The following is a 25065-nucleotide window of genomic DNA, read 5'->3' as shown; positions in this document are numbered from 1 at the left end:
AAAAATTCAACGGACGATGTCATTCTACCACTAACTCGCAGACATTCATTGTGTCCGAGCGAAACATCATCCTAACGGCGAACCTAAAAGATCCCCGACACGGGCATTTAAATGGTTTATCAAACCTGAGATACTGCTGATCAGAGTTACACAAGCCCACGTTAATAATGCCCGCTACCAAGATATTGTTCAGCCTATTAGTTCTTGGCACCGTGTTAGGTTTGGCAGGCACTGACTTGGTATTGCCTGCCATACCGAGCCTACCTGCATCACTTACCGGAACCATCGAGCAATCTCAACTGGTAATAGCGACGTTTGTTGCCGGGACCGCGATTGGCCTGCTCATCTTTGGCGAATTAGGCGCTCGCTACGATCAACGGTTATTGATGCTCCTCGCGTTGATTGCCTACGGACTGCTGTCGTTGTTAGCAACCCAAGTCGATAGCCTATCAGAGCTAATTAGCGTCCGTTTCTTTCAAGGTTTGAGTTGCAGCGCACCCGCGGTATTCGCGCCAGGAATCATCAAATCAATTTTTGACGAGCGCGGCGCTCTAAGGGCAATCGGTCTAATGGGAAGCATAGAATCACTTACCCCAGCATTAGCTCCTATCCTAGGCACTTGGTTGTTATCAATGGCCAGTTGGAAATCTTCGTTTTATCTGACCGCCATTCTGGCTTTCACCATCGCATTCATTTGGGCGATGATGTTCTCTCGCATTCCTAAGTTAAAATCTAAAAGCAACCAACAAGGATACGGCTCACTATTGTTAAATAGAGAGTTTATGGTTCATTCACTGAGTCATGCCTGCACATTAGGCGGCCTGCTAATCTTTGTGTTTGGAGCTCCCACCGTCATTATTCGCTCCATGGGTGGAGACTTATCCGACTTCGTAACGATGCAAATCATTGGGATTAGCCTATTTATAGTAAGCGCAAATTGCACTCACTGGTTTGTTGAGAAATTAGGGCGCGATAACGTCATACTATTTGGCTCTTTGTTAACTGCTGCCGGTTGTTTTTCTGTATTTTTATATGGCCTGTCTAGCTACAACAACCCCAAGGCTCTTTGGCTATTGTTTGTTCCAATTAACCTAGGGTTAGGCTTACGTGGCCCACCAGGCTTTCATCGAGCAGTCGTTGCCGCCGGGGAAAACGACGCACGCGGTGCCGCGGTTCTCATATTGGCAATTTTAGCCACCGCGGCAATCGGCACTGCCATTTCAGCCGCATTCATTGAAGAAGGCCTTACGCCCTTAGCGTGTGTGGCGTTTCTATTTGCCTTAAGTTCTCCACTAATTTTACTGCTTTTCAAGTCACATCTGTCTCAGCATGCGCTAAAATAGCCAGTTGACTTGACGCCGTAGGTTTATCGATTATGAATTTTATCACCAAATTGCAGCACGCCTGGGAGAAAAACGACAGTCTTCTTTGTGTTGGCTTAGACCCAAACTGGGAGAAACTACCGCCACACCTAAAAGACAATCCAGATGCTGTGTTTGAATTTTGCAAACAAATCGTCGACTCAACACATGATTTAGTGTGCGCCTATAAGCCTCAGATCGCCTACTTTGCTGGACTAAGCGCCGAAGACCAGCTACAGAAGGTTTGCAATTACATACGCAAAAATTATCCCGAAATACCCATCATACTGGACTCCAAACGAGGCGATATCGGAAGCACAGCCGAAATGTATGCACACGAAGCGTTTGCGCGCTTCCAAGCCGATGCCGTCACCGTCAACCCATATATGGGGCATGACTCCGCGCAACCATTCTTAAACTACGAAGACAAAGGAGTGGTGCTACTTTGCCGCACGTCGAACCCTGGCGCCGGTGACATTCAAGATTTAGACGTTGACGGAGCCCCGCTATACGAACGTGTAGCCAGCATGATCTCTAATTCATGGAACAACGCAGGCAATTGTTGCATTGTGGTCGGCGCTACATGGCCAAAACAAATGGAGCGACTGCGTGCAATTACCGGTGATATGCCGTTTCTAGTGCCCGGGGTTGGCGCACAAGGTGGCGACGTTAAATCATTGGTAGAAGCAGGTCAGACTGCGGATGGCACAGGCCTAATGATAAACAGTTCTAGAGCGGTTATCTTTGCGGGTAACGACGAAAAATTTGCTGATGCTGCTCGTGCGGTTGCCATTGAAACAAGAGACTTGATTAACCGCTTTCGTAAATAGAGTTCATAATTCAGCGATAGCCATGAAAGTAATAAGCGAAGCCGAAATAAAAACACTTGGGGGAAAGCAGGGTTTCGCCCGGGGCTTAAAATACTACAACCAAGGGCGTGTAGGCGAGCTTATACTAAGCGGCACAACAATCGTTGCCACGGTGTCTGGTGGCTCTGATTATCTGGTTACGCTGCACCACACAGCCCGCCAATTCGAAGGGTCATGCGAATGCCCAGCCTCAGATCGATTCGATTTTTGTCACCACTGCGTGGCAACCGCACTTGCGTATTACTACAAGACACAAACCAATCAAGAGATTTCTGAGAAGCGCGGAGAAGATAGAGTCAGTGCCTATCTGGAAACCCTTACTAAACCAGAATTGGTCAAAGAACTCGCCAACCTTATAGATCAAAACCCGAATACAAAAGACGTTTGGATCCTAAAAGCTGAAATCGCGAGCGGTGGGCTGTCGCCAGCCGAAATAAGAAAACGAATTACGAAAGCGATCCCATACAAGGCAAGTGGATTATGGCGATTTAAAGAAGTGGCTGACTACTTCAAACAAGCGTCATCAAATCTGAGCTTACTAGTTAATGCCATTCAGATCCAGTCGCCAAACTCAGCAATTAAGTTGGCAACCTACGCGATCCAAAGGCTGGAAAAAACACTCAAAACAATTGACGATTCAAATGGGTATCGAGATGACACCCAAGCGTTACTCATGGGTCTCTTCAATGAGATTATCAACAACGAACACTGGGAATTGAAAGGAAAAGTGCATTTCCTTACCAACCTTGTCTTGGACCCTGATTTTAACTATGACTTTCTAAACCTTCCTTATGCCCAGCTCAATGCCATTGGCCAGGATGGGTTTGATGACATTTGCAAAACCGTGGAAAAAGCATGGCAGCTATTGGATTTACCGGAAGATCGTTACAGTGATGATTACTATTACTACGTAAGATTAGAGCAACTGTTGGTAGAACAGGCTCAAGATAAAAATGACCAAAACAAAGAACTACAAATTCTTGAACGTGCCGCTTTGCATATAGAACGTTGCCTAGAATTGGTTTATTTATGCATCGATTACAAGCAAACGGAGCGCGCACAAAGTTGGCTTGATTTTTCCACACAACTTAAGCGACTTTCAGTCAATGAAATCCATGACGTCGAAACCGCACAAATTGCCCTTTGGCTAGCCTGCGGTGAGTCAGAGCCCGCAACTAATGCGTTATGGACTCGGTTTGACGAAAGCGAATCCCGCCGAGACTTAGATAAGTTGCTCAAGGTAGTGCAAGACGACGACGTGATCTGGTTAGATCGCGCGATAAAGCTCTTGGGTTCTAGAATAGAGCCCAATGATAAACAAGCGAAAACTCAACAACGCGCTGAAACACTTGCGTGCATTTACATTGATCATTCGCAAGTAGAAGAGGCCAAACAGCTACACAAAGTTTTTCCATTAAGATCTGAGGTGCTCTTATATTTAGCTGAACACGCAGCCCCATCGGTAAGCACCCTCTATTTGATTGAAGAAGGAATCAATAAGCAACTTCAGGGTGCCTACCAAAACGTCTATACTGACGCCATAGACACCCTGGAAAAACACTATCATGTCTGCCCAAGTGGGCTGTTAGATGCGTTTCATGAAATGGTGTTGAGAATCTATGATCTGCCTGTGAATAAACGCAAAACCAACTTCATAAAATTACTTAAAGCCTCATTTACACATTTATTTTGAATGTACTTTACGAAGAGTTTAAGTACACTTTGTACAACGAGCTTTATGCAATTTAAACAAACTCAACTATGGATGAATCCTCTCTATTACAAAAACGCAACGCGGTTAAGCTAACAGCCACGCTAAGCGTGCTTGCTGGTGCAGGCTTTGTCAGTGATCCAAACATAATGCTCACCGACGGCCCCGGTTTGTTAACCGGAGCTTGCTTACTTATTACCGCTTTCTGTATAGGCTATTTAGCGTATAACAAGGCGTAATCGTCTTTCATTCTATGGAACGTTATCGGCTAATATTTTCTGGAAAGCGTTGTGGGAATTACGCTAAGCTGCCCTTATCCAAGCACCTTAGCGTATTAAACCTATCTGACAGCGCAAAGCATAAAATCACTAACGGAAGTAAAGTATCGTTACAAGCAGGACTGTCTCTTGAGAAAGCCCAAGAACAACAATCTCTGTTTGAGAAAATGGGCTTAGTAACAAAGCGCAGATTGCAGCTAAATAGCGCAATTTTTGAGCAAAATATAGTCGACGCACAAACGCAACCTAGCTCAATAGACGATACCCTACCTGTACACCTACTGGATCGCTCACTTGCTGCGCCAAGCTTATTTAGCTTGCCGAGCTCCGGTAAAATAATCGATGAGCGAGGTAAGAATCTACTATCGTTAAAAACTCATAACTATCAACTTGGTGCGTTAGCTCTGATTGTTATATCGGCAGCGCTTGGACTCCATTTACAATCCTATGTCGTGATCTTAGTTGGCCATCTAGAGCTCGCTAATATCTTCGCGACCGTGATTGGCGTAGTGTTTCTGTTGGCAACTGTGTTGTTTTTTCCAAGGCTATTTCAACCCTTGCTCGAACTGGATATAAAGCTCAATGAGCAAAATGTTTTTCTATACGAACAAACTGAGCTGTTTTTGGGCAAACGTCGATTTTTATGGGAAACTCCGAAAGAAATAGGTGAAATCACCATAACATCATCCAAAGGCGAGGCTATGTCTGCGGGCCTTCGTTACGAGTGGCACTCCTCCTACACATTAGAGCAAAGCGGAATAGAAGCCATAGAAAACATCCAAGACGCTATCATTGATGAAACCATCATTGGCTCCGCTAAAAGCGTATTAGACCATGCAAAACAACTATTAAACTTTTTGCGCTCTAAAAACCAAGAGACCGACTGGTCCGTAACACCCGCGTCAGTGGTAACTCAGGCCGACGGAGAAGTCGTCGCTTTGATTTACCAACAACCACAGGCAGCGTATAAAATTCTCCGTAAGCACTTACTGACTGACCCAGTGCTCCATTCGTTTTGTATCACTGTTCACCGAGCAGGCCTAGCATGACATATAGCTTTCGCTTTGGAGGTGAGTATAAAGAGACTCTAACTCTGGAAAAAGCCAAGCGGAATTTGGCACGTATCTTTAAAGTTTCTGAGACCGAGGTTACTCCTTTATTCAACGGAGTTAAGGAATTTATCCGTAGCGATATCGATGAAATCACGGCTAATGACTATCGAGATTTATTCGATAAAGTGGGTCTTATAGGCCACGTATCTCGCACTGAATCGACTCGTCAAAACAGCAAATCTGGCACGTTAAATGCAGATCTTTCACAGGATTTTGAACGACCTATCCATCAAATCGGCTCAGGACCAACCACCGAAGCCGACCCAGCGACAATGTCAATGGAGGCACAAGCTGAGTCACTCTTTTCCAATGAATTAGACAGCGACCACTCAGCTGAGCCCAGTCGCGCTTCCACGCCCAATTCAACACTCAAACGAAATTCTCGCACCTCAAGGCCGACAATCAACAAGGCAGAACGGAGTGCAGCCGCGACCTGGATTCGCATTGGCGGGCTAGCCATACTCGCATCGTTGATTGCCGATTCACAACTGAAATCCGCCCTAATCGTAGATCAATATGGCCTAGATCTGGGCTACTGGCCATTGCTATTGGCCCACATACCTTTGGTTATTGGTTGCTATTTATTGGCGGTAGAAAAGAACTTGTCGCCTATTTTCCGCATCATGGGCCTCCTAAGTTTTGCTGGGCTGTCCATTCTTTTAATGGTGCCGGAAGACGGAGACAAGAACCATAAAATCGGCGTTAAGGCTATCGCATCGGCGGTATTGGGCTGCGGACTGCTAATATATTGGGTTGGTGGTGCAATGAACAATATTTCTGCCACTGAAGAACTTCTTACGCGTTTGGCAAACACCTTCGAGAATCGACAAGAGTTCCCTTCTCAAGAATATCAACTGCAAACATCCACCTACCAGTCAGAACAGACTGAAATGGAAGAAATCATCAAAGAGGTCATCGAATTATTAAACAATGGAGACATTCGCCCGAATCAAGCAACCGAGTTAGCAAACGCTATGATGCAGGAACTTGGACGGTACATCGCCTGGCGCCAATATCAAACATACCTTAGAAAAGTCGCTAAAAAATCCTTGCCTGAGGGGTTAGGTGAGGAATTTCAAAGCGCTGACCAAGTCCTATTCAATACCTTACTAAGTAGCATTACACCGCAATCCAATAAACGGTTATACGAAGCCGTAATGAACTGGACCGTTGCCCCGGTAGATGACATCGAATACGCGCGAAGCCATCCAATTAGAAGCCGTATCGATACGCTCTACGACTCCGTCAGGGTTCAGTCTCTATCGATAATCGGCATGCAAAAGAATCAACAAAATTCACAGTCTGAGAGTACGTTTTCTAACGTATCGTTAGAAAACGAGCCAGTACTCGATGTTTCAAAACTGGATCTGCCGCGAATAGACAATGCAAAACTGACTCTATCAAAACACCATGCTGAGTACCTTTTCACCAGTGGAGATCTTGCTGGTAAAACCCTTGCTTTGGGTATTTACCTAGAAAGAAATACCGTCAAACGAAACAATAAAGTATTTTACAGACCCGTTGTTAAAGTTTTAAACCACGAGGTTCCGGCCACGTACATGTCAAACATTGTAAGTGTCTTTGCGCATTACGATGCGGATACAGACTTTTAATATAGTTAATTAAAGCGCCAACATTTCATCAAACTCCGCTTGAAATCGGATCTTCAAATCTAGGCATTGCTTCGAATCAGTCATTGCAACTTTAACATTGCGTGCTAAGCCCTCTTGAGCACGAACAAACTTATTAAAGAATCTGGCCGCCAACTCCATGTTATGTTGACTGCAGGAGACACCAATAAATCTAGGCATTTGAATTCTGTGATATTCAGGCATTTTACTCATTACGGCGGCGGCGTTCTTATCCAACCATCGATAAAACGTATCTTGTTTTTCTTGGGCTTCACTTGCCACATACAAAATACCCATGACGTTGGCCGGCGTAACCTTATCGGTAAGCGAAAAGTCCAACGCATCAGTAAGCGCCTGACTGTCTTTAAAACTCATACCTGCTCTGAGTGCCCGTTTTATATTAGCGTCCGTGGTAGACGAGTAAGCCGCTAGAATTCTCGTTAACAGAGGCTTCCCTTGTGTCTTTGCGAGGCTTGACAGCGCATTACGCGCCATTGACCGAGAGACTGAATTCGGATCAGCTAAAAATGCATCTGCTATCTCTACCTTCGCTTTCGCGGCCATGTCACTGTCAGAATACATACTTAACAACAAAAAGCTCGAATGGCGAAGTCTATTGACTTCATCGCTATCGTCAGCGCGATCAATCGTTCCCAACCGGGCTAACCATGCGCCAAAGTATCGCTCTACAAAGGCCCCAAACATTGCTCGATTGGAATCATTTACCAAATAAGTTAACCCGTAAACCGCATTAGCGACGGATTGAGCTACCCGCTTATCTTTATCTTTAGCTAACGCATTCAATACGGTCATATGCTGTGTAAATCCAATTTTCCCAGAATCGAGAAGCGCCTGCGAGTTACTCAACAATGATTTTCGTTCACGCACATTCAAGACATCAAGATCGTCCAATAGCTTACTCAACTGCTTACTGCTGATTTGCCATCGCAAATACCCTCTAGCATCTTTGTTCGGAAACACCCAGTCAGCGCCCTCAATGTCACTCACATGCATCTCAGATTGATCAACAAGCACGTTCACATTTTCAACAACGCCGTCTTTGCTCACCAATAACGACAAAGGCACTACCCAATTCTGTGCTTTAACCTTGGCGCCAATCAATCGGTACCTCTGCTGTTCGATTTTGCCATCTTCATGCAACGTCACAAGCGGGTAAGATGGTTGAGTGAGAAGGCTTCGCATGATTGAAGGAATATGCTTATTTCCAGCCCCCGCCATGGCTTCCCATAGATCTTTCGCTTTGGCATTTCCAAATGCGTGCTTGTTCATGTATTGCTTAACCGCAGATTGAAAGGCGTCCGGCCCCAAAATAGATTCGGCCAGTTGCAAAATCGCTTCGCCTTTCGTGTAATTAAGCCCCAACCCGTCAAACACATCCGCGCTGGTACGCACCTTTTTCTTGACCGGACGGGTGGTGGGTGCTGCATCTGTGGGAAAGGCCCTTTCAGCCACCAACTTTTGTGCAAAATTATGTTCAGGGTATAGGTCCATCATCACTTTTGACGCCATCCAGGACGCAAATGCTTCATTAAGCCAAAGATCATCCCACCATGTCATGGTTACTAGGTTTCCATACCACATATGCGCCAACTCATGAGCAATCACGGTCAATGGGCGGGCCTGATCACTCAATCGAGGCTCGTCTTCCATGAGTAACAATCCACTGCGAAATGTCACCAGCCCCACGTTTTCCATAGCGCCGTGAGTGAAGTTAGGTACCGCCACAAAATCCAACTTTTCATAAGGGTAGGGAATACCAAAGTATGCCTCCAAATGCTTTAATATTTTTGGCGTGTTCTTGATGGCAAATTTTGTTCGCCCAGATTGCCCCTTAGGGGTATAGATACGTCCGGGTACCGACAGGCCAGTTATTTCAGCCGAATCAAACTCACCCACTGCAAATGCAATTAAATAGGTCGGCATCGGTTTGGTTTTCTTAAATCTAACGGTTTGCCAACCTTGCTCAACAACTCGTTGCTCGACAACGGTATTCGACAAAACGACATGCTTTTCCGGTGCTCGAATCGTAATTTGGTAGGGTATTTTATTGTCGGGTTCGTCAAAGCTAGGAAACGCCTTGCGTGCATGCATATCTTCGAATTGCGTCGAAATATAGTTCAATCCTTCAAACGTAGAGCGGTATGCCCCATCAGATGTACTGTTCAACTTGCCACTGAACATAATTCTTAGGGTATAGCTTCCAGGCTCAATTAACTTACTACCCTTAGCATGCTGAATGTCATATTTTGCAGGACTTACAGTAAGAGTCTGCGCCTCTTCTAATTCTTCACCATGAACGCGTTTCAGCAATACTGCCTTCTCAATACTCAAGGATGATTGATAAAACTCTACGTGTTCAACGGTGTTCGATACAACGATTTGAATATCCGTGTCACCACGAAATACCACTTCATCTGGATCTAGCACCAACGTTATCGATTGAAATTCTGGCGTGATGAGTTTGGACAAACGGTACGGCTCTTGCTCTTTACTCTCGTTAGCAACGCATAGAGGACTGCCAACAAAAAACATCAGGATTAGAACACAGAACAACTGCTTCATAACTTTTCTCAAAAATAGGATAGGGGGGCGCAGGCTATTTTACACACCATTACGCGGTTTAAGGTTATTGATCTTGCGGATCAATTTCGCCAGCGTGTTTGTACAGTTTTTCTATCAATGAGTCCAACTGCTCTACCTCTGCACTACTTAAACAATCGATGAGAGCGTCTTCATAGTCGTATGAAACAGGAACAATTTGGCGATATACGTCCTCACCAATGTCGGTGAGGACCAAGTTTTGTCGCCGGCGATCCGTTGAATCAACTTCTCTGTGAATCAAATGGCGGCTCAATAACTTTTGAACAGCACGGCTGATAATAGATTTTTCTATCTGCGTTTTATTAGACACTTCATCGGCCGAAGCCCCCGCATACTCGCCGAGAACCGCCATGATACGCCACTCCGTAATAGAGAGCCCAAATTTATCTTTGTAAGCCTGCGCAATCGTTCGGCTCACTCTGTTCGAGAGAATCGATAAGCGATACGGCAGATATTGTTCTAATGTTAGTACACTTGAACGTGGTGATTTTGCACTCATAATCTAACTTATAGTTTTAAACTAAATAGAATCCATTAATTGCAATAGCAACTATTCTAGCATTACCCATCTATCTCTATGAAACAATTAAAATCACTGGCCTTGATCGGCTTAATCTCGCTCACCGCTTTTTCTTGCACGCAAGAAACACAAAACAAATTGGGACGAGCAGTCCAGAATTGGACCGGCACCAACGGGGTACTCGAAATATACGCAGGAAACAAACTGGTTAAAAGATTCTTGAAAATAGACAAGCTCTCAACGGCAAACTCAACTCAAGGAAACCAGCCTCGGCCCTATCGCTTTGGCTACGGAGTTCTGGACGCAAATCTCAATGGTATAGCCGACGCTAACGAACAAAAGGTGTACTTTGAGTTCAGCGACTATTCCACTTCTTACGTTTTCTTTGAGCAACCTTAACACCACACCAATACACCACTTATTAGCTACGTTAAGCCGAGTGGTTTGTATCGCGTGAGGGTGCGGACCGCGTTCTAGCGTTCTTACTTGACGGTTGCATTTAGTTGCTTTAACAACTAATATAGTTGTTAAAGCAACTAAATTGTATTCTGTCATGTCCGATCTATTTGAAAACCCTATGGGCCTTTGTGGCTTTGAGTTCATTGAATTTGCCGCTACGGAAGAGGGTACCCTAGAGCCCATCTTCGAGATGGCAGGCTTCACTAAAGTCGCCGTTCACCGCTCAAAAAATGTACATCTTTACCGACAAGGTGGCATAAATCTTCTCATTAATTACGAAGAAAACAGCAATGCTTTCTACTTTGCCCAAGAGCACGGACCATCAGCTTGCGGCATGGCCTTTCGAGTAAAAGATGCGCAGCACGCTTACAAGCGCGCTCTTGAGTTAGGGGCACAACCAGTAGAGATCCCAACCGGTCCGATGGAGCTTCGGTTACCTGCGATCAAAGGCATCGGCGGCGCGCCCTTATATTTAGTCGACCGGTTCGAAGAAGGGTCTTCGATCTATGACATAGATTTCGAATTTATTGATGGGGTTGACCGCAACCCTGAAGGGTGTGGATTTGAAGTCATTGACCACCTAACACACAATGTTTACCGTGGGCGAATGCAGTACTGGGCCGACTTTTACGAGCGCCTATTCAATTTCCGCGAGATTCGCTTCTTTGATATCAAAGGCGAATACACTGGCTTGTTGTCTAAGGCACTCACTGCGCCAGATGGATTAATCCGAATTCCATTAAACGAAGAAGCGTCAAAAGAAACCGGACAGATAGAAGAATTTTTGATGGCCTATAATGGCGAAGGAATTCAACACATCGCCTTTTCTTGTGACAACTTGCTCGAATGCTGGGACAAGCTCAAAGCACGCGGCATGCCTTTCATGAGTGCACCGCCTGAGACCTACTACAAAATGCTAGATGAGCGTTTACCAAACCACGGAGAACCGGTTGATGAACTTAAATCACGCGGCATCTTATTAGATGGCTCTACTGAAGATGGAAACCCAAGACTGTTATTACAGATCTTTTCAGACACATTAATTGGGCCCGTTTTCTTTGAGTTTATTCAAAGAAAGAAGGATGATGGCTTTGGTGAAGGCAATTTTAAGGCCTTATTTGAATCCATTGAACGCGACCAAATTGACCGTGGCGTCATCTCGGTCGATGCTTAAACCCATCAATAATTGAGGCTGCTATGCTAAATTTGAACGAAACGCATAATCCAAGTTTGCGCAGTTGGGTTGCTTCCGCAAACACCAATGACACTGATTTCCCGATCCAAAACCTCCCGTTCGCGATCTTTCGGCGAGCTGGCCATGGCGAGAGTTATCGTGCTGGCGTCGCCATAGGCGAACACATTGTTGACCTGCGAGCCGCCCATAAAGCCGGCGTATTTCCAATGGAGATGACTCCAGCACTTAAAACGCTGTACAAGCCTAGACTGAATAAGTTTATGGCGCTGGGGAAAGAAACTTGGTCAGCGCTACGATTACATTTATCTAACTCACTAAAGGAAGGCGCACCTCAATCGGCTCAACTTGAAGCTTGCTTAATACCGCAGGCCCAGGCTGAGTATAAGATTCCTGCTCGCATTGGCGACTACACTGATTTTTATACCTCGATTCATCACGCCACGAACGTGGGCAAGCTTTTCCGTCCAGACAATCCGTTATTACCCAATTATCAATGGGTTCCAATTGGGTATCATGGCCGAAGCTCGTCAATTAAAGTGTCTGGCAGCGATTTCCACCGACCACATGGACAACTAAAGGCACCGGATGCAGACGCTCCAGTACTCGAGCCTTGCAAGCGCCTAGATTACGAACTCGAAGTGGGCATCTACATCGGAGAAGGCAACGAAATTGGATCTCCGATCAAATTAGATCAGGCGGAAGATCATGTGTTTGGTTTGTGTCTATTTAATGACTGGTCTGCAAGAGATATTCAAGGATGGGAATATCAGCCTTTGGGACCATTTCTTTCAAAGAGTTTTGCCTCCACCGTCTCACCTTGGATTGTCACTATGGAAGCGTTAGCACCCTATCGGCAAAACTGGGACCGCCCGAGCGACCACCCTCAACCGCTGCCTTATCTGGATTCTCATGATCTACGAAATGGCGGGGCTGTCGACATGCAGCTCGAGGTGTATATTCAAACGGCCGCCATGCGAGCGGAAGGAATGGAACCAGAGCGCATCGCACTGAGTAACTTTAATCAATCTTACTGGTCAATTTCGCAAATGGTCGCCCACCACAGCGTAAACGGCTGCAATCTCAAGCCTGGCGACTTGTTTGGCAGTGGTACGATGTCGGGGCCCAATCCAGAAAGCGTGGGCGCACTTCTTGAAGCCACCGTCGGTGGACGCGAACCGATCATGCTTGGGCATGGTGAGAAACGCACCTTCCTGGAGGATGGCGACACCGTCATTCTTAAAGGTCATTGTGTTAACGACAACGCACCAAAAATCGGTTTTGGCGAAGCCAAGGCAACGGTTTTACCGGCAAAAGAGGTCTAACCATGAAGATCGAGCACATTCATCATGTCGCGTATCGCTGCCATGATGCGAAAGAAACCGTTGAATGGTATGTAAAAAACCTAAAGATGGACTTTCAATTAGCCATTGCCGAGGACCAGGTACCTTCAACTAAGGAACCTGACCCCTATATGCACGTGTTTTTAGATGCAGGGCAAGGTAATGTGCTCGCCTTTTTTGAGCTACCAACCAAACCGAAAATGGGCCGCGATGAAAATACACCGGAATGGGTTCAACACATCGCGTTTAAGGTTAAAGACATGGCCACGTTACTTGAATACAAAACCCATTTAGAGGAAAACGGCGTAGAGGTTCTCGGTGTCACTGATCACTCAGTCTTTCATTCCATCTACTTCTTTGATCCCAACGGCCACCGATTAGAATTGGCCGCCCCGGATACCGAAGAGCGCTCAAAATTGGAACGCTTGGATGAGGTTAAATGGGCAATGTTAGAAGAATGGTCAGAGACCAAAAGGGCACCTAAACACGCCGATTGGATGCATAAAAAAGCCTTTGAAGGTTAATCGCGTGATGAAACTGAGAACCTACTTTAGAAGCACCGCAGCCTACCGGGTCCGAATTGCTCTGCACATTAAAGACGTTGAACATGACTTGGTTCCCATTAATTTACTCAGTTCAGAGCATCAACAAGACGCATTTTTAAAACACAATCCTGAAGGGCTCGTACCAACGTTAGAAGTTGATGATCACACTTTAACTCAATCAATTGCCATTCTAGAATACCTTGAAGAGGAATTTCCTCAACCCGCACTCCTGCCATCAACGTCATTAGATCGGGCCTATGTGCGCAGTCTGGTTCAGATCATTGCAAGCGATGTTCACCCTATTAATAACCTAAGAGTTCTTAAGTTTTTAGTGAACGACCTGGGGGTCAGCGAGCAAAACAAAATGGTTTGGTATCACCATTGGATTGCCAAAGCATTTACCAGCCTTGAACAAAAGCTGGCAGACGGCGCTCATACTGGCTTGTTCTGTTTTGGTGACACGCCCACCTTTGCCGATGTGTGCTTAATACCGCAAGTGTACAATGCGAAAAGATTCGATTGCCCCATGGCTGATTACCCTACTATTCGACGCATTGAACAACATTGCTTAACGCTGCCAGCTTTCGCTAACGCCAGTCCGGAAAAACAACTCGACGCCCTCTAGCCAACTTTTTACCGTTCAATTAAGACCCCATCGCATGATTTCGCAACAAGACGTAATTAACCAACTCCCCGAGCACCTGCAACCCTTCATTGCAACGCAAAACTATGATCAGTATACGCCTCGAGATCACGCCATCTGGCGCTTTCTATTACATCAGCTGAAATTCAGCATGCGTGACAGCGCGCATCCAACCTATTTTGAAGGGCTCAAAAAAACAGGTATTGGTTTAGAGGCCGTTCCCAAGATAGAGGAGATTAATGCTTGCCTAAATAGACTTGGCTGGCAGGCTGTTGCCGTTGATGGGTTCCTACCTCCTGCGGTATTTATGGAATTTCAAGCGCGAAAAATTCTCGCCATTGCGCTGAACATTCGATCTTTTGAGCATATGCTCTATACGCCAGCACCAGACATTATTCATGAGTCAGCGGGCCACGCCCCGTTTTTAGTAGACATCGACTACGCTGAGTTTTTACAACGCTTTGGCGAACTTGGAATGCAAGCGGTTTCCAACCAGCATGACATGAATATCTATGAGGCTGTAAGAGAACTCTCAATTGTAAAAGAAAGTTCGAGTTCGACAATTGAAGAAATCAAGGCCGCTGAGGCGGTCATAGATGACCTGCAAAATAAAGAGGTGGCGCCATCTGAGGCCAACCTATTAGCCAGATTACATTGGTGGACTGTGGAGTACGGCTTGGTAGGAGACTGCAGTGACTACACCATTTATGGTGCTGGCCTATTGTCGAGCTTGTCCGAAAGCCAAAGCTGCTTGGATGATGAAAATGTTAAAAAGCTGCCGTTAACCTTAAATGCAGTCAGAACCTCGTACGACATCACTTTGCCGCAACCGCAGTTGTTTGTTACAGAATCATGCCGACATTTAAGCCAAGTGTTAGAAGAGTACGGCAGACACATGTGCTGCCAACGAGGTGGGGCCAGTGCGTTGCAGGAGTCATTGAAATGCAGCAGCATCAATACCTCTCAATACAACTCGGGATTACAGGTAGCGGGAAAAACCAGCCGGGTAATCACTGACGCAGTCGGAAACGCCATCTATTTTAACACCGAAGGGCCGACGCAACTGGCCTACCAAAATAGTGAACTGACTGGGCATGGAATAGACTACCATTCACAGGGCTTTGGCTCTCCAATCGGCAGACTTCGAACCATGGAGCGATGCTTATCAGCCTATACCGTGGACGAACTAAAACGGCACGAAATCGAGATCGGGACCGTCGTCACATTGAACTTCTTGTCTGGCATCAAAGTGGTGGGGGAACTCACTCACATTCTGCGCCGAGACCAAAAGAACATTCTTTTTACGCTGCTCAACTGCACCGTCACCGACATTGATGGCAACGTGCTATTCGACCCGAGTTGGGGCACCTTTGATATGGCCGTTGGAGATTCCATCACGTCAGTCTCTGGCGGGTCAGCCGACCAAACAGCGTATCCAATGTACGAAGCGCCGTCTCAAAATGTAACAGCCGAACAAGACTATGATAGTGCGGCACAGGAACAATTTAGAATTTACGCACAAATCAGACAGGCTCGCGATCACGAACAAGGCATTGCCAAAGCAATCGAAGACACCGTTAAATTTGCAGACGCCGACTGGCTGCTCAATTTCGAAGCCTTGGAACTTTGCCAACACCGCTCCGAATTTTCTTCACAATCGCGCATACTTATATCCAGACTGTCTCAAGAAACCAATGATGCCAAAACTCTGATCACCAACGGTCTAGCGAGGCTAAACGAACACGTAAACTAGCCCAATTGTTCAATGACATATCGATAGGCCTCCATCAATGAGATACACAACTGGTCCGCTGAGCTCAGGTCCTGTTGCTTCGAATAGTCATTGGGAATAGCGATGCATGTTAACCCTGCCGCCTTTGCGGCGGCCACGCCTGCCGCCGTGTCCTCGAACGCAAAGGACTGTTGAGGCGCTACTCCTAACCGCTCACACGCTAATAAATAGACATCTGGCGCAGGCTTACCATTAGGCACTTCGCTGCGCGTCACAGTGACGTCTAAACACTCCGAAAGCCCATGCGCCACGATGCTTCGGTCCAAGTCCTCTCGACCAGCACCGGTCGCAATACCCATTTTAAAACCGCGAGAGCGTGCCAGAGCCAAAGTATCCATTACCGTTGGCATCAATTTAGGGGCACCGGTCACCGACCGTCGTTTGAATAAATCTTGCTTCCGAGCTGCAAGACTCTCCGGCGTTTCTGAGAGACGATATTGGCGAACAAACACCTCAGCATTTTGCAAAGTCGGTATGCCATTGTGGCCCTGAATGTATTCTTGCTCAGTGATGTCAATATTAAAAAGCCCCATGACCTCTTGCCAACATTGAAAATGCAGGGACTCGCTGTCGACCAACGTGCCGTCATGATCGAAGATAAGGGCTATCGATTCCATACTTACTCTGATTTAAGGGTCAAAATTTAGTACAGACTGTACCGAAAATTATCCACCCTTAACAGCGAACGATTGCTGGCCTGAGGTTTTACCTAGGATTTTACCCAAGGTCTTACCTGAGCTCTTAATCAAGAATAGCTTCAGTCGACCTATCTTCCTCTAGGCAGTGAATTTTTGTGTAGGAGGTAAACGCTTGTTTTACCCGTGCTGCGTTAATTACGTAGTTAACCTCTTCTCCTACAAGCTCAACGCAAAAGACTTCCAGTTCTGACCCGTCACATAAATTGTACACAGCCGAACTGCATTCGGCATCCATAAATCGTTTCAAACCCGACTCCCTGTCAGCATTTCATGATAGTTAGAATTGCACTCAGTACCCCAGTACAGACAAGTGCGTAAATAAGATAAAAGGCCGCCCAACATCCATGCTAGGCGGCCCAAAACCTGCAGTGCAAACATCCTGTTTAATTCCTAATCCTAAGGACACTGCTATCAGCAACCCAACATCCTGTTAGTAGGTTCATCCTGAACTTCGCTGACGAAAAGAATGTTAAACAATGTGACAAAGTGTGACCTCACCCGTACGGGTGAAATTTGGTCAGACCAATTAAAGCTACCCCATTAACGCCTAAAAAGCCTGTGATTACCCCCTTAACTTCGTACCACTGGATAACCGGTTCGACGCCATTCCCAGTTTCTTGCTATTCTTTCCATAACAATATAATCCTTCGCCACAACTCTCATGAATAAACTCCACAACAATATCTTAGAAACGATTGGCAATACGCCCATCGTGAGGATCAACAAACTGGCTCCTGAGCACGTTAACCTTTACGTAAAAATTGAGGCCTTCAACCCAATGGGGTCAGTTAAGGACCGCTTAGCCTTAAACGCCATCGAAGAGGCTGAGAAATCAGGAGAGCTAAAGCCAGGACAAACCATCGTTGAAGCGACCAGCGGAAACACGGGAATTGGTCTTGCCATGGTCTGCGCTCAAAAAGGCTACCCATTGGTTATTACCATGGCTGAGTCGTTCAGCGTAGAAAGACGACGACTCATGAGATTTTTGGGCGCCAAAGTCGTGCTTACACCCGCGGCTCTCAGAGGGAATGGCATGGTAGCCAAAGCGAAAGAGCTTTCAGAAAAACACGGTTGGTTTATGACCCGCCAGTTCGAAAACCAAGCTAATGCCGATATGCATTCGAAAACCACAGCTCCAGAAATTCTTAGCGCATTCGCAGATAAGCCTCTAAACTTTTGGGTAACCGGGTATGGCACCGGCGGAACCTTAAAAGGAGTGGCTCGCGTATTGAGAGAGCAGAACTCCAATACCAAAATCGTCGTTTCTGAACCTGATGTCGCCAGTTTAATTTCATCGGGCAACAGACAACAAAACCATGAAGACGGATCACCAGCCGAAACACACCCCAACTGGGAACCGCACCCAATTCAAGGTTGGACTCCCGACTTTATACCCAAACTGACCGCTGAAGCGATAGATAGCAACTTTATCGATGAAGTTAAAACCATAGACGGAGCAACCGCCATAAAGTGTTCAAAACAGTTGGCGCAACAAGAGGGAATTTTTGTTGGTATCAGCGCTGGCGCTACCTTCGCAACGGCATTGGAAGTCTGCCAGTCAGCACCCGAAGGCGCAAACATCCTGTGCATGCTGCCCGACACGGGAGAACGATACCTTAGCACCCCTCTTTTCGGTGATATTGAAGAGAATATGAACGCCGATGAAATTGCGGTATCACTATCAACACCGACTGCTCAGCTGAGTTAGATCATTACTTTTTGGACCTATCAACATGAAAACTTCTATTCCCAGTACACTGGCTTTGTCTTTCGCGCTATTGTTTTGTTACTCGAGCTGGGGCCAAGTAGAGGGTGTAGAATATTCATGGAAGGAAAAACGGAACAAAAAGGGTATTGTGATTCAAACCAGCGACGTTGCCGGATCATCATTTAAGGCCGTACGCGGTGAAATGACGGTAAACGCAAGCGTCGAAAGCTTGTATGGCCTTGTAGATGATCTTGCCGCCTGCCCAGACTGGGCGGACCTTTGTAAGGAGGCCCGTCTAGAAAAACGGGTCTCGCCTACCGAGAGCTATGCCTATATATACAATGACGTGCCCTTTCCAGTCAGCGACAGAGACGTTTACATTCACGTAGTCTGGAGCAAAATCAATCAACGAGTCACCATGACCAGCGTGGCTTCCGAAGGAGGCCCACCAAAACACAAAAAAGCCGTGCGCATCCAGAACGCGATCTCACAATGGCACTTCACACCAAACGAGGATGGAACCACCAAAGTTGAAAACTTCGCTCACATAGACCCGAATGGGCCGACGCCGGCTTGGATTACCAACATGCTACTCGTTGATTCACCCTATAAATCGATGAGTAAAATGCGCAAACTGGTCGAAGCCGGAAAATATGAGAATGCCGTACTACCTTTTTGACCTTGGAACTCCAATGGATAGAGCCTTAACCACACCAAAAGAATGTTCGCGATGACTTTCCTCCAGAGACGACAAAACTTATAAGCCTAAACCTTCAGCTAGTACCCACGTCCAACAACAAATATCATTTTATCCTAGGGCGTTTTCTTGTCTAATAGAGCGGTTCGTCATACATAAATTTAGACTTAACTATGATTAAAGACAGCTCTCACACTTTAGCCATTACTGACCTAAAAAAGGCCGTGATTGCGCCCCCACAGTGGTTGGTTTCGGCGCTTTCTGAACCCAGAACCGAGCACCATATTCAAGTAGAAGGCTGCAACATTAAGGTCTACGAATGGGGTGATTCAAGCAACCCCCCTCTGGTTCTAATGCACGGATTCTTGGCGCACTCTCATTGTTTTGCATTCATCGCTCCCTATCTAGCAACCCAATATCATGTTGTGGCGTTCGACCATTCAGGCATGGGTGACTCTGGCTGGCGCGAGCAGTATTCAGAGAACATTCGTGTTAAAGAACTCATGGGCGTATGCGACCAGAAACAATTATTTAGCCATGCCCAATCTCCGATCATCATTTCTCATTCCTACGGGGGCCGTATAGGAACAGCGGCCGTCACCGCTCATCCAGACAGTTTTTCTGGTTTGATCATCTGCGACTTAATGATCATTCGCCCCGATGTTCTGAAAGCCAATATCGAAAAATTTCGCCCTCCTGGTGGTGGTAGAGATCCCAATAAACCGAATCGCGTATACCCAGATTACGACACAGCAAAAGAGCGATTCGTTCTGGCTCCGCCGCAATCCGTCGAACTGCCATACTTGAAAGACTTTATGGCTTACCACTCGCTCAAACCCGTAGACGGAGGGTGGCAATGGAAATTCGACCCAAAGCTATTCATCAGCACGCAAGAAAAGGAACCGTCGTGGGGACGCGTTGGACAAAATCTCGTGTCGGCACCAGGCAGAAAGGCCATCGTTTACGGTGAACAAAGTTATCTATTTAATGCTGATTCGGTCAGTTACGTCGAAGAGCTCATCCTTGAATTGGAGAGCCCTCAATTTCCGATCATCGGCATACCCAATGCTCGCCATCACTTAATGCTAGATCAACCGATGGCGTTTCTAACGGCTCTGAGGTCAATCTTAGCAACGTGGACGTAAGCGACTATTCGCGCCACCACCTAGTCCGACAACCACCCTCGGTCCGTCATTAAATAAGTCGCAAAACTCGCCAGCCAATGTGATCCAGAGTAATGCTCATCTGAGACCGCGGCAACGCCTGTTTTGGCGTGTACCTGCGCGGCTGAAACCAAGCTATTTACGCGCAAATCGCCTTTGGGTAAGGCGCGTGCGACATTGAATAAGTTCCAAGCGCGAGAGGAATTGACACCATCAAGATGAACCAGTTTTCCATCTGAAGCGTCTTTCACAATGCCGGGCTTCAGCCATTCGTGTGAACCATCATTGGGTATGGATGGAAGAAAGTCGGTTAACCATTTTGAAAACTCATCGCTTGGTAGTATGCGACGCATCAAGTCCGCTTCCATTAAACACGGTGACAAAAAGTCTTCACCACTGGGTTCGTAAGCTAACGGGCAATTAACGTCTTTTAGGTGAAACGCCATTGACCGCGAAACGATCAGGTCTTCCATCTCTTTATCTTTAATCTCGCGAGCCCAATCAAGCATCAAACCAAAAGCAAATGCACTCTGATTATGGGTGCCTAATCGAATTGGGTACGCTAGCTTGGGTAGCCAGTCTTTCAAACTCTGAGCAATATCTCGCTCCAATGGCTCCAAGATCGACAACCACTCTTTCGCTTGCGGAGTATTCCATTGCCTTAACTCCGTGGTTAACTGCAAATACCATGCCAAGCCATACGGCCTCTCCCACGACCCACGAGCGGGGCGAGAAAAGTTAGCCACCTCACCCTCGAGTTTTTCTCGTGTAAAGTTCTCGTTCAATTTATTAAAGGCTTCATCTCTCCATTGAGCATCCTGAGGACCGACTCTCAGAAGTCGCACTAGAAGCCAATGCCCGTGAACCGAACTGTGCCAATCAAAGCAACCGTAAAAGGTTGGAAAGATCACTTTGGGTCGTCCAATTGCTTCCGCGGTGTCGGTGGTTCTGGAAATCTTATTTGGGAATTCTTGCTGAACACACGCCAACGCTAATGCCGAAAAACGATCCGCCAGTTCCGGCTCAATGCTCTGAGGATAACGACTTTGCTTGTCTTGTTGATACGCAACTGCCTCTACTGAAGTAAGAACCACAATGACCAACGCTGACAATAGAAATAATTTGAATGTTTGCATTTTAAATACTTTCATAAAATTCAATTTACGCCAATGTTGTCACTTCCCCTCCTTATTAGCAAATGTGCATTGCTCGAGTTCGCCTGCCCAGGTTTCATAATCGCCATCTGTGAATATACAATCTTTACGCAATCAGCCCTACGTCGATAATCGGGCTGATCACGTTCAGAGCTCACTCAGGGTGTCGGTGTCTAGGGACAACTCAATCCTACGGCACTCAGGATTGCATTCTTCTCCACCAACGTGAAATTCTTGTTGGTGATTTTCGCGTGCGGCATGCTGTTATTTGCATTACAAATTAGGTTCTGCAAGTCCTGAGAGTTTGAGAATTCATTATCAAAATTCGCTTTGTTATCCCAATCATATTCAGGGTCCAAGGCTATGTGACACGTACGACATGCTTTTGCTATACCATCCTTGTACGCTTGTGGCTCGGCACTCCATGACTGCGGAACGTAGTTTTCGTCAATCGCATTAATATCTGAATTGGCTGGTGGATTCGCGTACCAACCATTAATCAAGCCCTCAATACCGTCCGAGGGGTCGGTATCGAGTACCAACTTGTTCAAACGGTGGAACATAGCATGTTCAACTCGGTTGGGTTGATCTCGGCCACCAGGATACTTGAAACTCGCCGTATCAAACTCACGGAAACTCGCTTTGCCAACCAGTCTAACGTCTTGATTCGTCCACACCGTGCGAGCACCACTCATAATGTCAGAAGGGACATCGCCGCCATGGCAATTTAAGCACAAGCCTGGCTGATGCTTGTCACCACAACCATCAAGGTCAGCCACCGTAGTACGCGGAAAGTCCGCGTGCTCTTGGGTTGAATTTGATGGTGCGTATACATAGAACTTGACGGTCGGCTTCAGGAAAAAGTCATAGATGACCTCGGGTATGGTGTGTCTCGGATTAAGATACGCCACCTTTTCCAATTCAATTTTTGCCTGCTGAAGTTCCTCGCCCTCTAACTTCAACTCTTCTAGATTTGAAGGCAAATACCAATCGGGAAAGACCACACGCGTAAACGTATCGATGGCTGAAAACTCCATAGTCACCGTAGGTCCGGGCGCGTCATACGCCGCAGCTGCGTCCGCATTACTCAATTTTTGATCACCTTGACCATGGTTAGCCACCCAGCAAGCAATCGCGTTGGCGTTTTTTCTCAGGCAATGCATGTTACGCCCAAACCCTAAGTCGTTGTGATTCAAGTAGGCCACAGCGGCCGCCTTATAACCGTTGTTTTCAGCCGGAGCACGCCCAGTCAGCGGATCAAACCCATTAGTTTGCCACCAATCGCCTAGGGTGGTTCGTTTACGATTTGGATCGATTTTATTGTAGTAAGCCTCTCCTACAGCTTGTTGCCTTTGGACGTCAAAACTGTTCTGCTTTCGACTTAGGTATCGAGTTGAGTTAACCACTCCTAGGTTGTCTTTACACTCATAGCTGGGAGTTGCCAACCGGAACCTAGCGATCAACTCCAGCAAATACTCTCGATCGAATATCTTCTCCGCCACCAACGGTTCTTTACTGATTAATAGGTTTTTGTAATCAACGTTTTCGTTCTTAACCTCAAACTCTTGATGACACTCTTCGCCTAAGTATTTGTTTTGCCAACACAGCTGGTACACGCCTGGATTAAGAGCATTGAACTCAAAACCACCATCAATTGATGTCAAGCTTTGCCTCGCCTTTTCGCCACTCTTCAGATCGAATAGGAGTACTTCTAGATCATGCAGCCCCATTGTTTGTGACCTATCATTTTCAGGCAGTATTAAGTCAGCCACGATTTTACCGCTGACCTTTGCGCCTAAATGCAATTGAGCTCGCTCCTCTTTAGCTATTGATGTAAAAGACATAAGCAGCAGACCCACGAGGGCCGCACATTTTTTAAAGTACATTGAACACTCCTTAGTTTCCTTGTAAGTTGAGTTACTACGACACACTCGATGCCGTCGTTAACTATCCACCCATGGCAAAATTCTCAATTTTCCATTGCCCTTTTAGATAGAGACGACTCAATATCAATTAATACGACACGACTCTCCAAATCTATTTTTCTATCTAGCGTAGACTGCTTCTTGATTTGATCAACATCGGCACAAACCGTTGATCATGGGTATTCATAGATCGCTGTTTCAAGCGTCGAATACGACGACTCAGCGTGATATGGTTAGGATGTTACAAAGGACTGAGGGTAAAAATGACACTTCGATTTTTAATTGTTTTCGCACTGATACTAGGCTCATTTTCACCGCAGCTTGAAGCAGGCATCTTTTCTTCCATAGCCAAATTGGGGAAAAAAGCCGAGGCGCCAACAAACACCACCTGGAAGGCAGGTGATATCGACCTCAAGCATCTTGATCTGCCGGACGGGGAAAGCACCAAACTAGTTAAAGTAACGTTAAATGCCAATAAGGAATGGCAGTTTTTTAACCCTGACGGTACCCCCATCGTAAAGAGTGATGCAATGAAAAATGCCGTGTTGTTCATAGAGAGGGCACAGGTACCAAGAGACCTTTCCAAATTGGGCTCAATCCCCAAAAATAATCGCTTACTGGTTCGCGATGGAGAAACGATCTTTGAGCTAGGACGTTCGCCCAGTCTAAGCCTTAACGCAGGCCAAGCCTCAATACCAATAAGAAGCCACCAACAATTAAGCAACGCGATTAATCACTTTAAAGGGCCTTGGAAAAGCGGCCCGATTAGAGTGCTTGGCCTAAAAGACCAAGCCAAAAACTCACTGAGCCTACGCACTGGCGTTGATGCTCAAAGGTTGCTCACCAATCCAGCACAATTAAAAGAGCAAACCATCGTACTAGCTGGCCCAATCAAGGACGGAAAGATCAAAGTCGACGGGCAAAATTTGTCGCTAAACTCACTACGAACGATGAGTGACGAACACGACATTAGCCTAGTCGTACTTGAAACACCAAGAACGGTATCGCCCAAACGCGTGGCGAATCGTTTGCGAGACATTGGAGCATTTGATGGTGATGTTTCCACCGGTCAGTTTCTGAGTAAACTGCAGCCTCCCGGGAACACGGTACAATACCAAGTATCACAGTCCGGAAGAACACAAGTCGCCATTAGCCAGCTTCCGCGCCACACGAACGTGGTAACTCAATCATCCAAGGAGTCAGCACTTCTTCAAAACCTTGCCATACAAACGGTAATCAGAAGCGCTTCCATTTATCGCCCCAATTCAGAGCGACAAAAGGAGTTAGACCAGCAATTACCTTTCGGTATTCCGTCTTGGGCTCTGGGATTTTTTATCGTATCTTTAATGCCTGCTTTCTGGGCATGGAAGGAATGTAAATGGGTGTGGAACAAAGTTTGGCCACACCCGGTATTACTTCACCCAGATGACGCCACGCCATGGCACTCAATCGTAGGCGCTCTTCGCTTTCTGATCTTTTTGTGCGTTGTTCTTCCGATTATTGGCATTTGGGCGGCGGCCTTTAAATTACTCAAAATGGTATTCGACGCCATTAGGTACATTGTTGAACGATGTGACACATTTATCCGTTGGTTTTTTGATATCGGTGGTTACAGAAAATCCAAAAAACCCTAATTGCTACA

Annotated in this window: 22 protein-coding genes; 16 read left to right on the top strand and 6 right to left on the bottom strand. The window is 46.3% G+C overall.

From position 1 onward, the window contains the following. The first annotated feature begins 167 nt into the window (after positions 1-167). The 6 genes from ABWW54_RS03670 (at position 168) to ABWW54_RS03645 (ending at position 6944) form a co-directional block, all read left to right on the top strand. Entirely contained in the window at positions 168-1343 is a 1176-nt protein-coding gene (locus tag ABWW54_RS03670; protein ID WP_353410220.1) for an MFS transporter, read from the top strand. A gap of 32 nt (positions 1344-1375) precedes the next feature. After that, complete coding sequence (gene pyrF / locus ABWW54_RS03665; RefSeq protein ID WP_353410218.1) at positions 1376-2191, top strand: orotidine-5'-phosphate decarboxylase; 816 nt, start codon at positions 1376-1378, stop codon at positions 2189-2191. A 22-nt stretch (positions 2192-2213) separates the two neighbouring features. Then, positions 2214-3923: an SWIM zinc finger family protein gene (locus tag ABWW54_RS03660; protein WP_353410216.1), complete on the top strand. Its 1710-nt coding sequence runs from the start codon at positions 2214-2216 to the stop codon at positions 3921-3923. A gap of 68 nt (positions 3924-3991) precedes the next feature. After that, positions 3992-4180, top strand: coding sequence for a hypothetical protein (locus ABWW54_RS03655; RefSeq protein WP_353410214.1), 189 nt, complete (start codon positions 3992-3994; stop codon positions 4178-4180). A gap of 14 nt (positions 4181-4194) precedes the next feature. After that, the gene (locus tag ABWW54_RS03650; RefSeq protein WP_353410212.1) at positions 4195-5268 is read left to right on the top strand and encodes a hypothetical protein; all 1074 of its coding nucleotides are present in this window, start codon (positions 4195-4197) and stop codon (positions 5266-5268) included. After that, positions 5265-6944 (top strand): hypothetical protein, encoded by a 1680-nt coding sequence (locus tag ABWW54_RS03645; RefSeq protein ID WP_353410210.1) that lies wholly within the window; start codon positions 5265-5267, stop codon positions 6942-6944. The genes ABWW54_RS03650 and ABWW54_RS03645 overlap by 4 nt, the downstream gene beginning before the upstream one ends. A gap of 9 nt (positions 6945-6953) precedes the next feature. Here the strand turns inward: ABWW54_RS03645 and ABWW54_RS03640 are convergent, their stop codons facing one another. Both ABWW54_RS03640 and ABWW54_RS03635 read right to left on the bottom strand, forming a co-directional pair. Further along, positions 6954-9545: a M1 family metallopeptidase gene (locus ABWW54_RS03640; protein WP_353410208.1), complete on the bottom strand. Its 2592-nt coding sequence runs from the start codon at positions 9543-9545 to the stop codon at positions 6954-6956. 64 nt (positions 9546-9609) lie between these two features. Beyond that, on the bottom strand, positions 9610-10083 hold the full coding sequence (locus ABWW54_RS03635; protein ID WP_353410206.1) for a MarR family winged helix-turn-helix transcriptional regulator: 474 nt from the start codon (positions 10081-10083) through the stop codon (positions 9610-9612). Between the two features lie 78 nt (positions 10084-10161). Here ABWW54_RS03635 and ABWW54_RS03630 point away from each other — a divergent pair, with 78 nt between their 5' ends. From ABWW54_RS03630 to ABWW54_RS03605, 6 genes are all read left to right on the top strand, one after another. Next, positions 10162-10503, top strand: coding sequence for a hypothetical protein (locus tag ABWW54_RS03630; RefSeq protein WP_353410205.1), 342 nt, complete (start codon positions 10162-10164; stop codon positions 10501-10503). Between the two features lie 154 nt (positions 10504-10657). Then, a complete protein-coding gene (gene hppD / locus ABWW54_RS03625) occupies positions 10658-11737 on the top strand; it encodes a 4-hydroxyphenylpyruvate dioxygenase (protein ID WP_353410204.1) in 1080 nt (359 codons plus the stop codon). Positions 11738-11760: 23 nt separating this feature from the next. Continuing rightward, entirely contained in the window at positions 11761-13080 is a 1320-nt protein-coding gene (gene fahA, locus ABWW54_RS03620) for a fumarylacetoacetase (protein ID WP_353410203.1), read from the top strand. A 2-nt stretch (positions 13081-13082) separates the two neighbouring features. Continuing rightward, positions 13083-13622 carry a VOC family protein gene (locus tag ABWW54_RS03615; RefSeq protein WP_353410201.1) on the top strand — a complete coding sequence of 180 codons (540 nt, stop codon included), beginning with the start codon at positions 13083-13085 and terminating at the stop codon, positions 13620-13622. Between the two features lie 7 nt (positions 13623-13629). Further along, a complete protein-coding gene (gene maiA / locus ABWW54_RS03610) occupies positions 13630-14268 on the top strand; it encodes a maleylacetoacetate isomerase (protein WP_353410388.1) in 639 nt (212 codons plus the stop codon). A gap of 34 nt (positions 14269-14302) precedes the next feature. Continuing rightward, the gene (locus tag ABWW54_RS03605; protein WP_353410199.1) at positions 14303-16039 is read left to right on the top strand and encodes an aromatic amino acid hydroxylase; all 1737 of its coding nucleotides are present in this window, start codon (positions 14303-14305) and stop codon (positions 16037-16039) included. Here the strand turns inward: ABWW54_RS03605 and ABWW54_RS03600 are convergent. Both ABWW54_RS03600 and ABWW54_RS03595 read right to left on the bottom strand, forming a co-directional pair. Continuing rightward, positions 16036-16695: an HAD family hydrolase gene (locus tag ABWW54_RS03600; protein WP_353410197.1), complete on the bottom strand. Its 660-nt coding sequence runs from the start codon at positions 16693-16695 to the stop codon at positions 16036-16038. The two genes, ABWW54_RS03605 and ABWW54_RS03600, sit on opposite strands and share 4 nt — an antisense overlap. 124 nt (positions 16696-16819) lie before the next feature. Beyond that, entirely contained in the window at positions 16820-17023 is a 204-nt protein-coding gene (locus ABWW54_RS03595; protein WP_353410195.1) for a hypothetical protein, read from the bottom strand. A 414-nt stretch (positions 17024-17437) separates the two neighbouring features. On the opposite strand from ABWW54_RS03595, the gene cysK reads away from it, so the two are divergent. The 3 genes from cysK to ABWW54_RS03580 all read left to right on the top strand — a co-directional run bounded on the left by cysK (position 17438) and on the right by ABWW54_RS03580 (position 20326). After that, positions 17438-18484, top strand: a complete 1047-nt coding sequence (cysK, locus tag ABWW54_RS03590; RefSeq protein ID WP_353410193.1) for a cysteine synthase A — start codon at positions 17438-17440, stop codon at positions 18482-18484. 25 nt (positions 18485-18509) lie between these two features. Next, on the top strand, positions 18510-19163 hold the full coding sequence (locus ABWW54_RS03585) for an START domain-containing protein (RefSeq protein WP_353410191.1): 654 nt from the start codon (positions 18510-18512) through the stop codon (positions 19161-19163). A 191-nt stretch (positions 19164-19354) separates the two neighbouring features. Further along, positions 19355-20326 (top strand): alpha/beta fold hydrolase, encoded by a 972-nt coding sequence (locus ABWW54_RS03580; protein ID WP_353410189.1) that lies wholly within the window; start codon positions 19355-19357, stop codon positions 20324-20326. Positions 20327-20346: 20 nt separating this feature from the next. Here the strand turns inward: ABWW54_RS03580 and ABWW54_RS03575 are convergent, their stop codons facing one another. Further along, positions 20347-21495: a DUF2891 domain-containing protein gene (locus ABWW54_RS03575; RefSeq protein ID WP_353410187.1), complete on the bottom strand. Its 1149-nt coding sequence runs from the start codon at positions 21493-21495 to the stop codon at positions 20347-20349. A gap of 176 nt (positions 21496-21671) precedes the next feature. Then, complete coding sequence (locus tag ABWW54_RS03570) at positions 21672-23384, bottom strand: hypothetical protein (RefSeq protein ID WP_353410185.1); 1713 nt, start codon at positions 23382-23384, stop codon at positions 21672-21674. Positions 23385-23686: 302 nt separating this feature from the next. Here ABWW54_RS03570 and ABWW54_RS03565 point away from each other — a divergent pair, with 302 nt between their 5' ends. Next, positions 23687-25057: a hypothetical protein gene (locus ABWW54_RS03565; protein ID WP_353410183.1), complete on the top strand. Its 1371-nt coding sequence runs from the start codon at positions 23687-23689 to the stop codon at positions 25055-25057. The last annotated feature ends 8 nt before the right edge of the window (positions 25058-25065 follow it).

The sequence above is a fragment of the Arenicella sp. 4NH20-0111 genome (assembly GCF_040366405.1).
In the GTDB taxonomy this organism is placed as follows: domain Bacteria; phylum Pseudomonadota; class Gammaproteobacteria; order Arenicellales; family Arenicellaceae; genus Arenicella.
The sequence above is the reverse complement of the archived record's forward strand: the minus strand, read 5'-3'. Positions and strand labels throughout refer to the sequence as shown.

Excerpts from the sequence above, each read along its gene's own strand:
- fahA (WP_353410203.1), top strand. The coding sequence starts at position 11,761 with ATGCTAAATTTGAACGAAACGCATAATCCAAGTTTGCGCAGTTGGGTT.
- ABWW54_RS03660 (WP_353410216.1), top strand. The coding sequence starts at position 2,214 with ATGAAAGTAATAAGCGAAGCCGAAATAAAAACACTTGGGGGAAAGCAG.
- ABWW54_RS03575 (WP_353410187.1), bottom strand. The coding sequence starts at position 21,495 with ATGAAAGTATTTAAAATGCAAACATTCAAATTATTTCTATTGTCAGCG.
- ABWW54_RS03670 (WP_353410220.1), top strand. The coding sequence starts at position 168 with ATGCCCGCTACCAAGATATTGTTCAGCCTATTAGTTCTTGGCACCGTG.
- ABWW54_RS03655 (WP_353410214.1), top strand. The coding sequence starts at position 3,992 with ATGGATGAATCCTCTCTATTACAAAAACGCAACGCGGTTAAGCTAACA.
- ABWW54_RS03650 (WP_353410212.1), top strand. The coding sequence starts at position 4,195 with ATGGAACGTTATCGGCTAATATTTTCTGGAAAGCGTTGTGGGAATTAC.
- ABWW54_RS03600 (WP_353410197.1), bottom strand. The coding sequence starts at position 16,695 with ATGGAATCGATAGCCCTTATCTTCGATCATGACGGCACGTTGGTCGAC.
- ABWW54_RS03615 (WP_353410201.1), top strand. The coding sequence starts at position 13,083 with ATGAAGATCGAGCACATTCATCATGTCGCGTATCGCTGCCATGATGCG.
- ABWW54_RS03645 (WP_353410210.1), top strand. The coding sequence starts at position 5,265 with ATGACATATAGCTTTCGCTTTGGAGGTGAGTATAAAGAGACTCTAACT.
- ABWW54_RS03605 (WP_353410199.1), top strand. The coding sequence starts at position 14,303 with ATGATTTCGCAACAAGACGTAATTAACCAACTCCCCGAGCACCTGCAA.
- cysK (WP_353410193.1), top strand. The coding sequence starts at position 17,438 with ATGAATAAACTCCACAACAATATCTTAGAAACGATTGGCAATACGCCC.
- ABWW54_RS03630 (WP_353410205.1), top strand. The coding sequence starts at position 10,162 with ATGAAACAATTAAAATCACTGGCCTTGATCGGCTTAATCTCGCTCACC.
- ABWW54_RS03635 (WP_353410206.1), bottom strand. The coding sequence starts at position 10,083 with ATGAGTGCAAAATCACCACGTTCAAGTGTACTAACATTAGAACAATAT.
- ABWW54_RS03565 (WP_353410183.1), top strand. The coding sequence starts at position 23,687 with ATGACACTTCGATTTTTAATTGTTTTCGCACTGATACTAGGCTCATTT.
- ABWW54_RS03585 (WP_353410191.1), top strand. The coding sequence starts at position 18,510 with ATGAAAACTTCTATTCCCAGTACACTGGCTTTGTCTTTCGCGCTATTG.
- pyrF (WP_353410218.1), top strand. The coding sequence starts at position 1,376 with ATGAATTTTATCACCAAATTGCAGCACGCCTGGGAGAAAAACGACAGT.
- maiA (WP_353410388.1), top strand. The coding sequence starts at position 13,630 with ATGAAACTGAGAACCTACTTTAGAAGCACCGCAGCCTACCGGGTCCGA.
- ABWW54_RS03580 (WP_353410189.1), top strand. The coding sequence starts at position 19,355 with ATGATTAAAGACAGCTCTCACACTTTAGCCATTACTGACCTAAAAAAG.
- ABWW54_RS03570 (WP_353410185.1), bottom strand. The coding sequence starts at position 23,384 with ATGTACTTTAAAAAATGTGCGGCCCTCGTGGGTCTGCTGCTTATGTCT.
- hppD (WP_353410204.1), top strand. The coding sequence starts at position 10,658 with ATGTCCGATCTATTTGAAAACCCTATGGGCCTTTGTGGCTTTGAGTTC.
- ABWW54_RS03640 (WP_353410208.1), bottom strand. The coding sequence starts at position 9,545 with ATGAAGCAGTTGTTCTGTGTTCTAATCCTGATGTTTTTTGTTGGCAGT.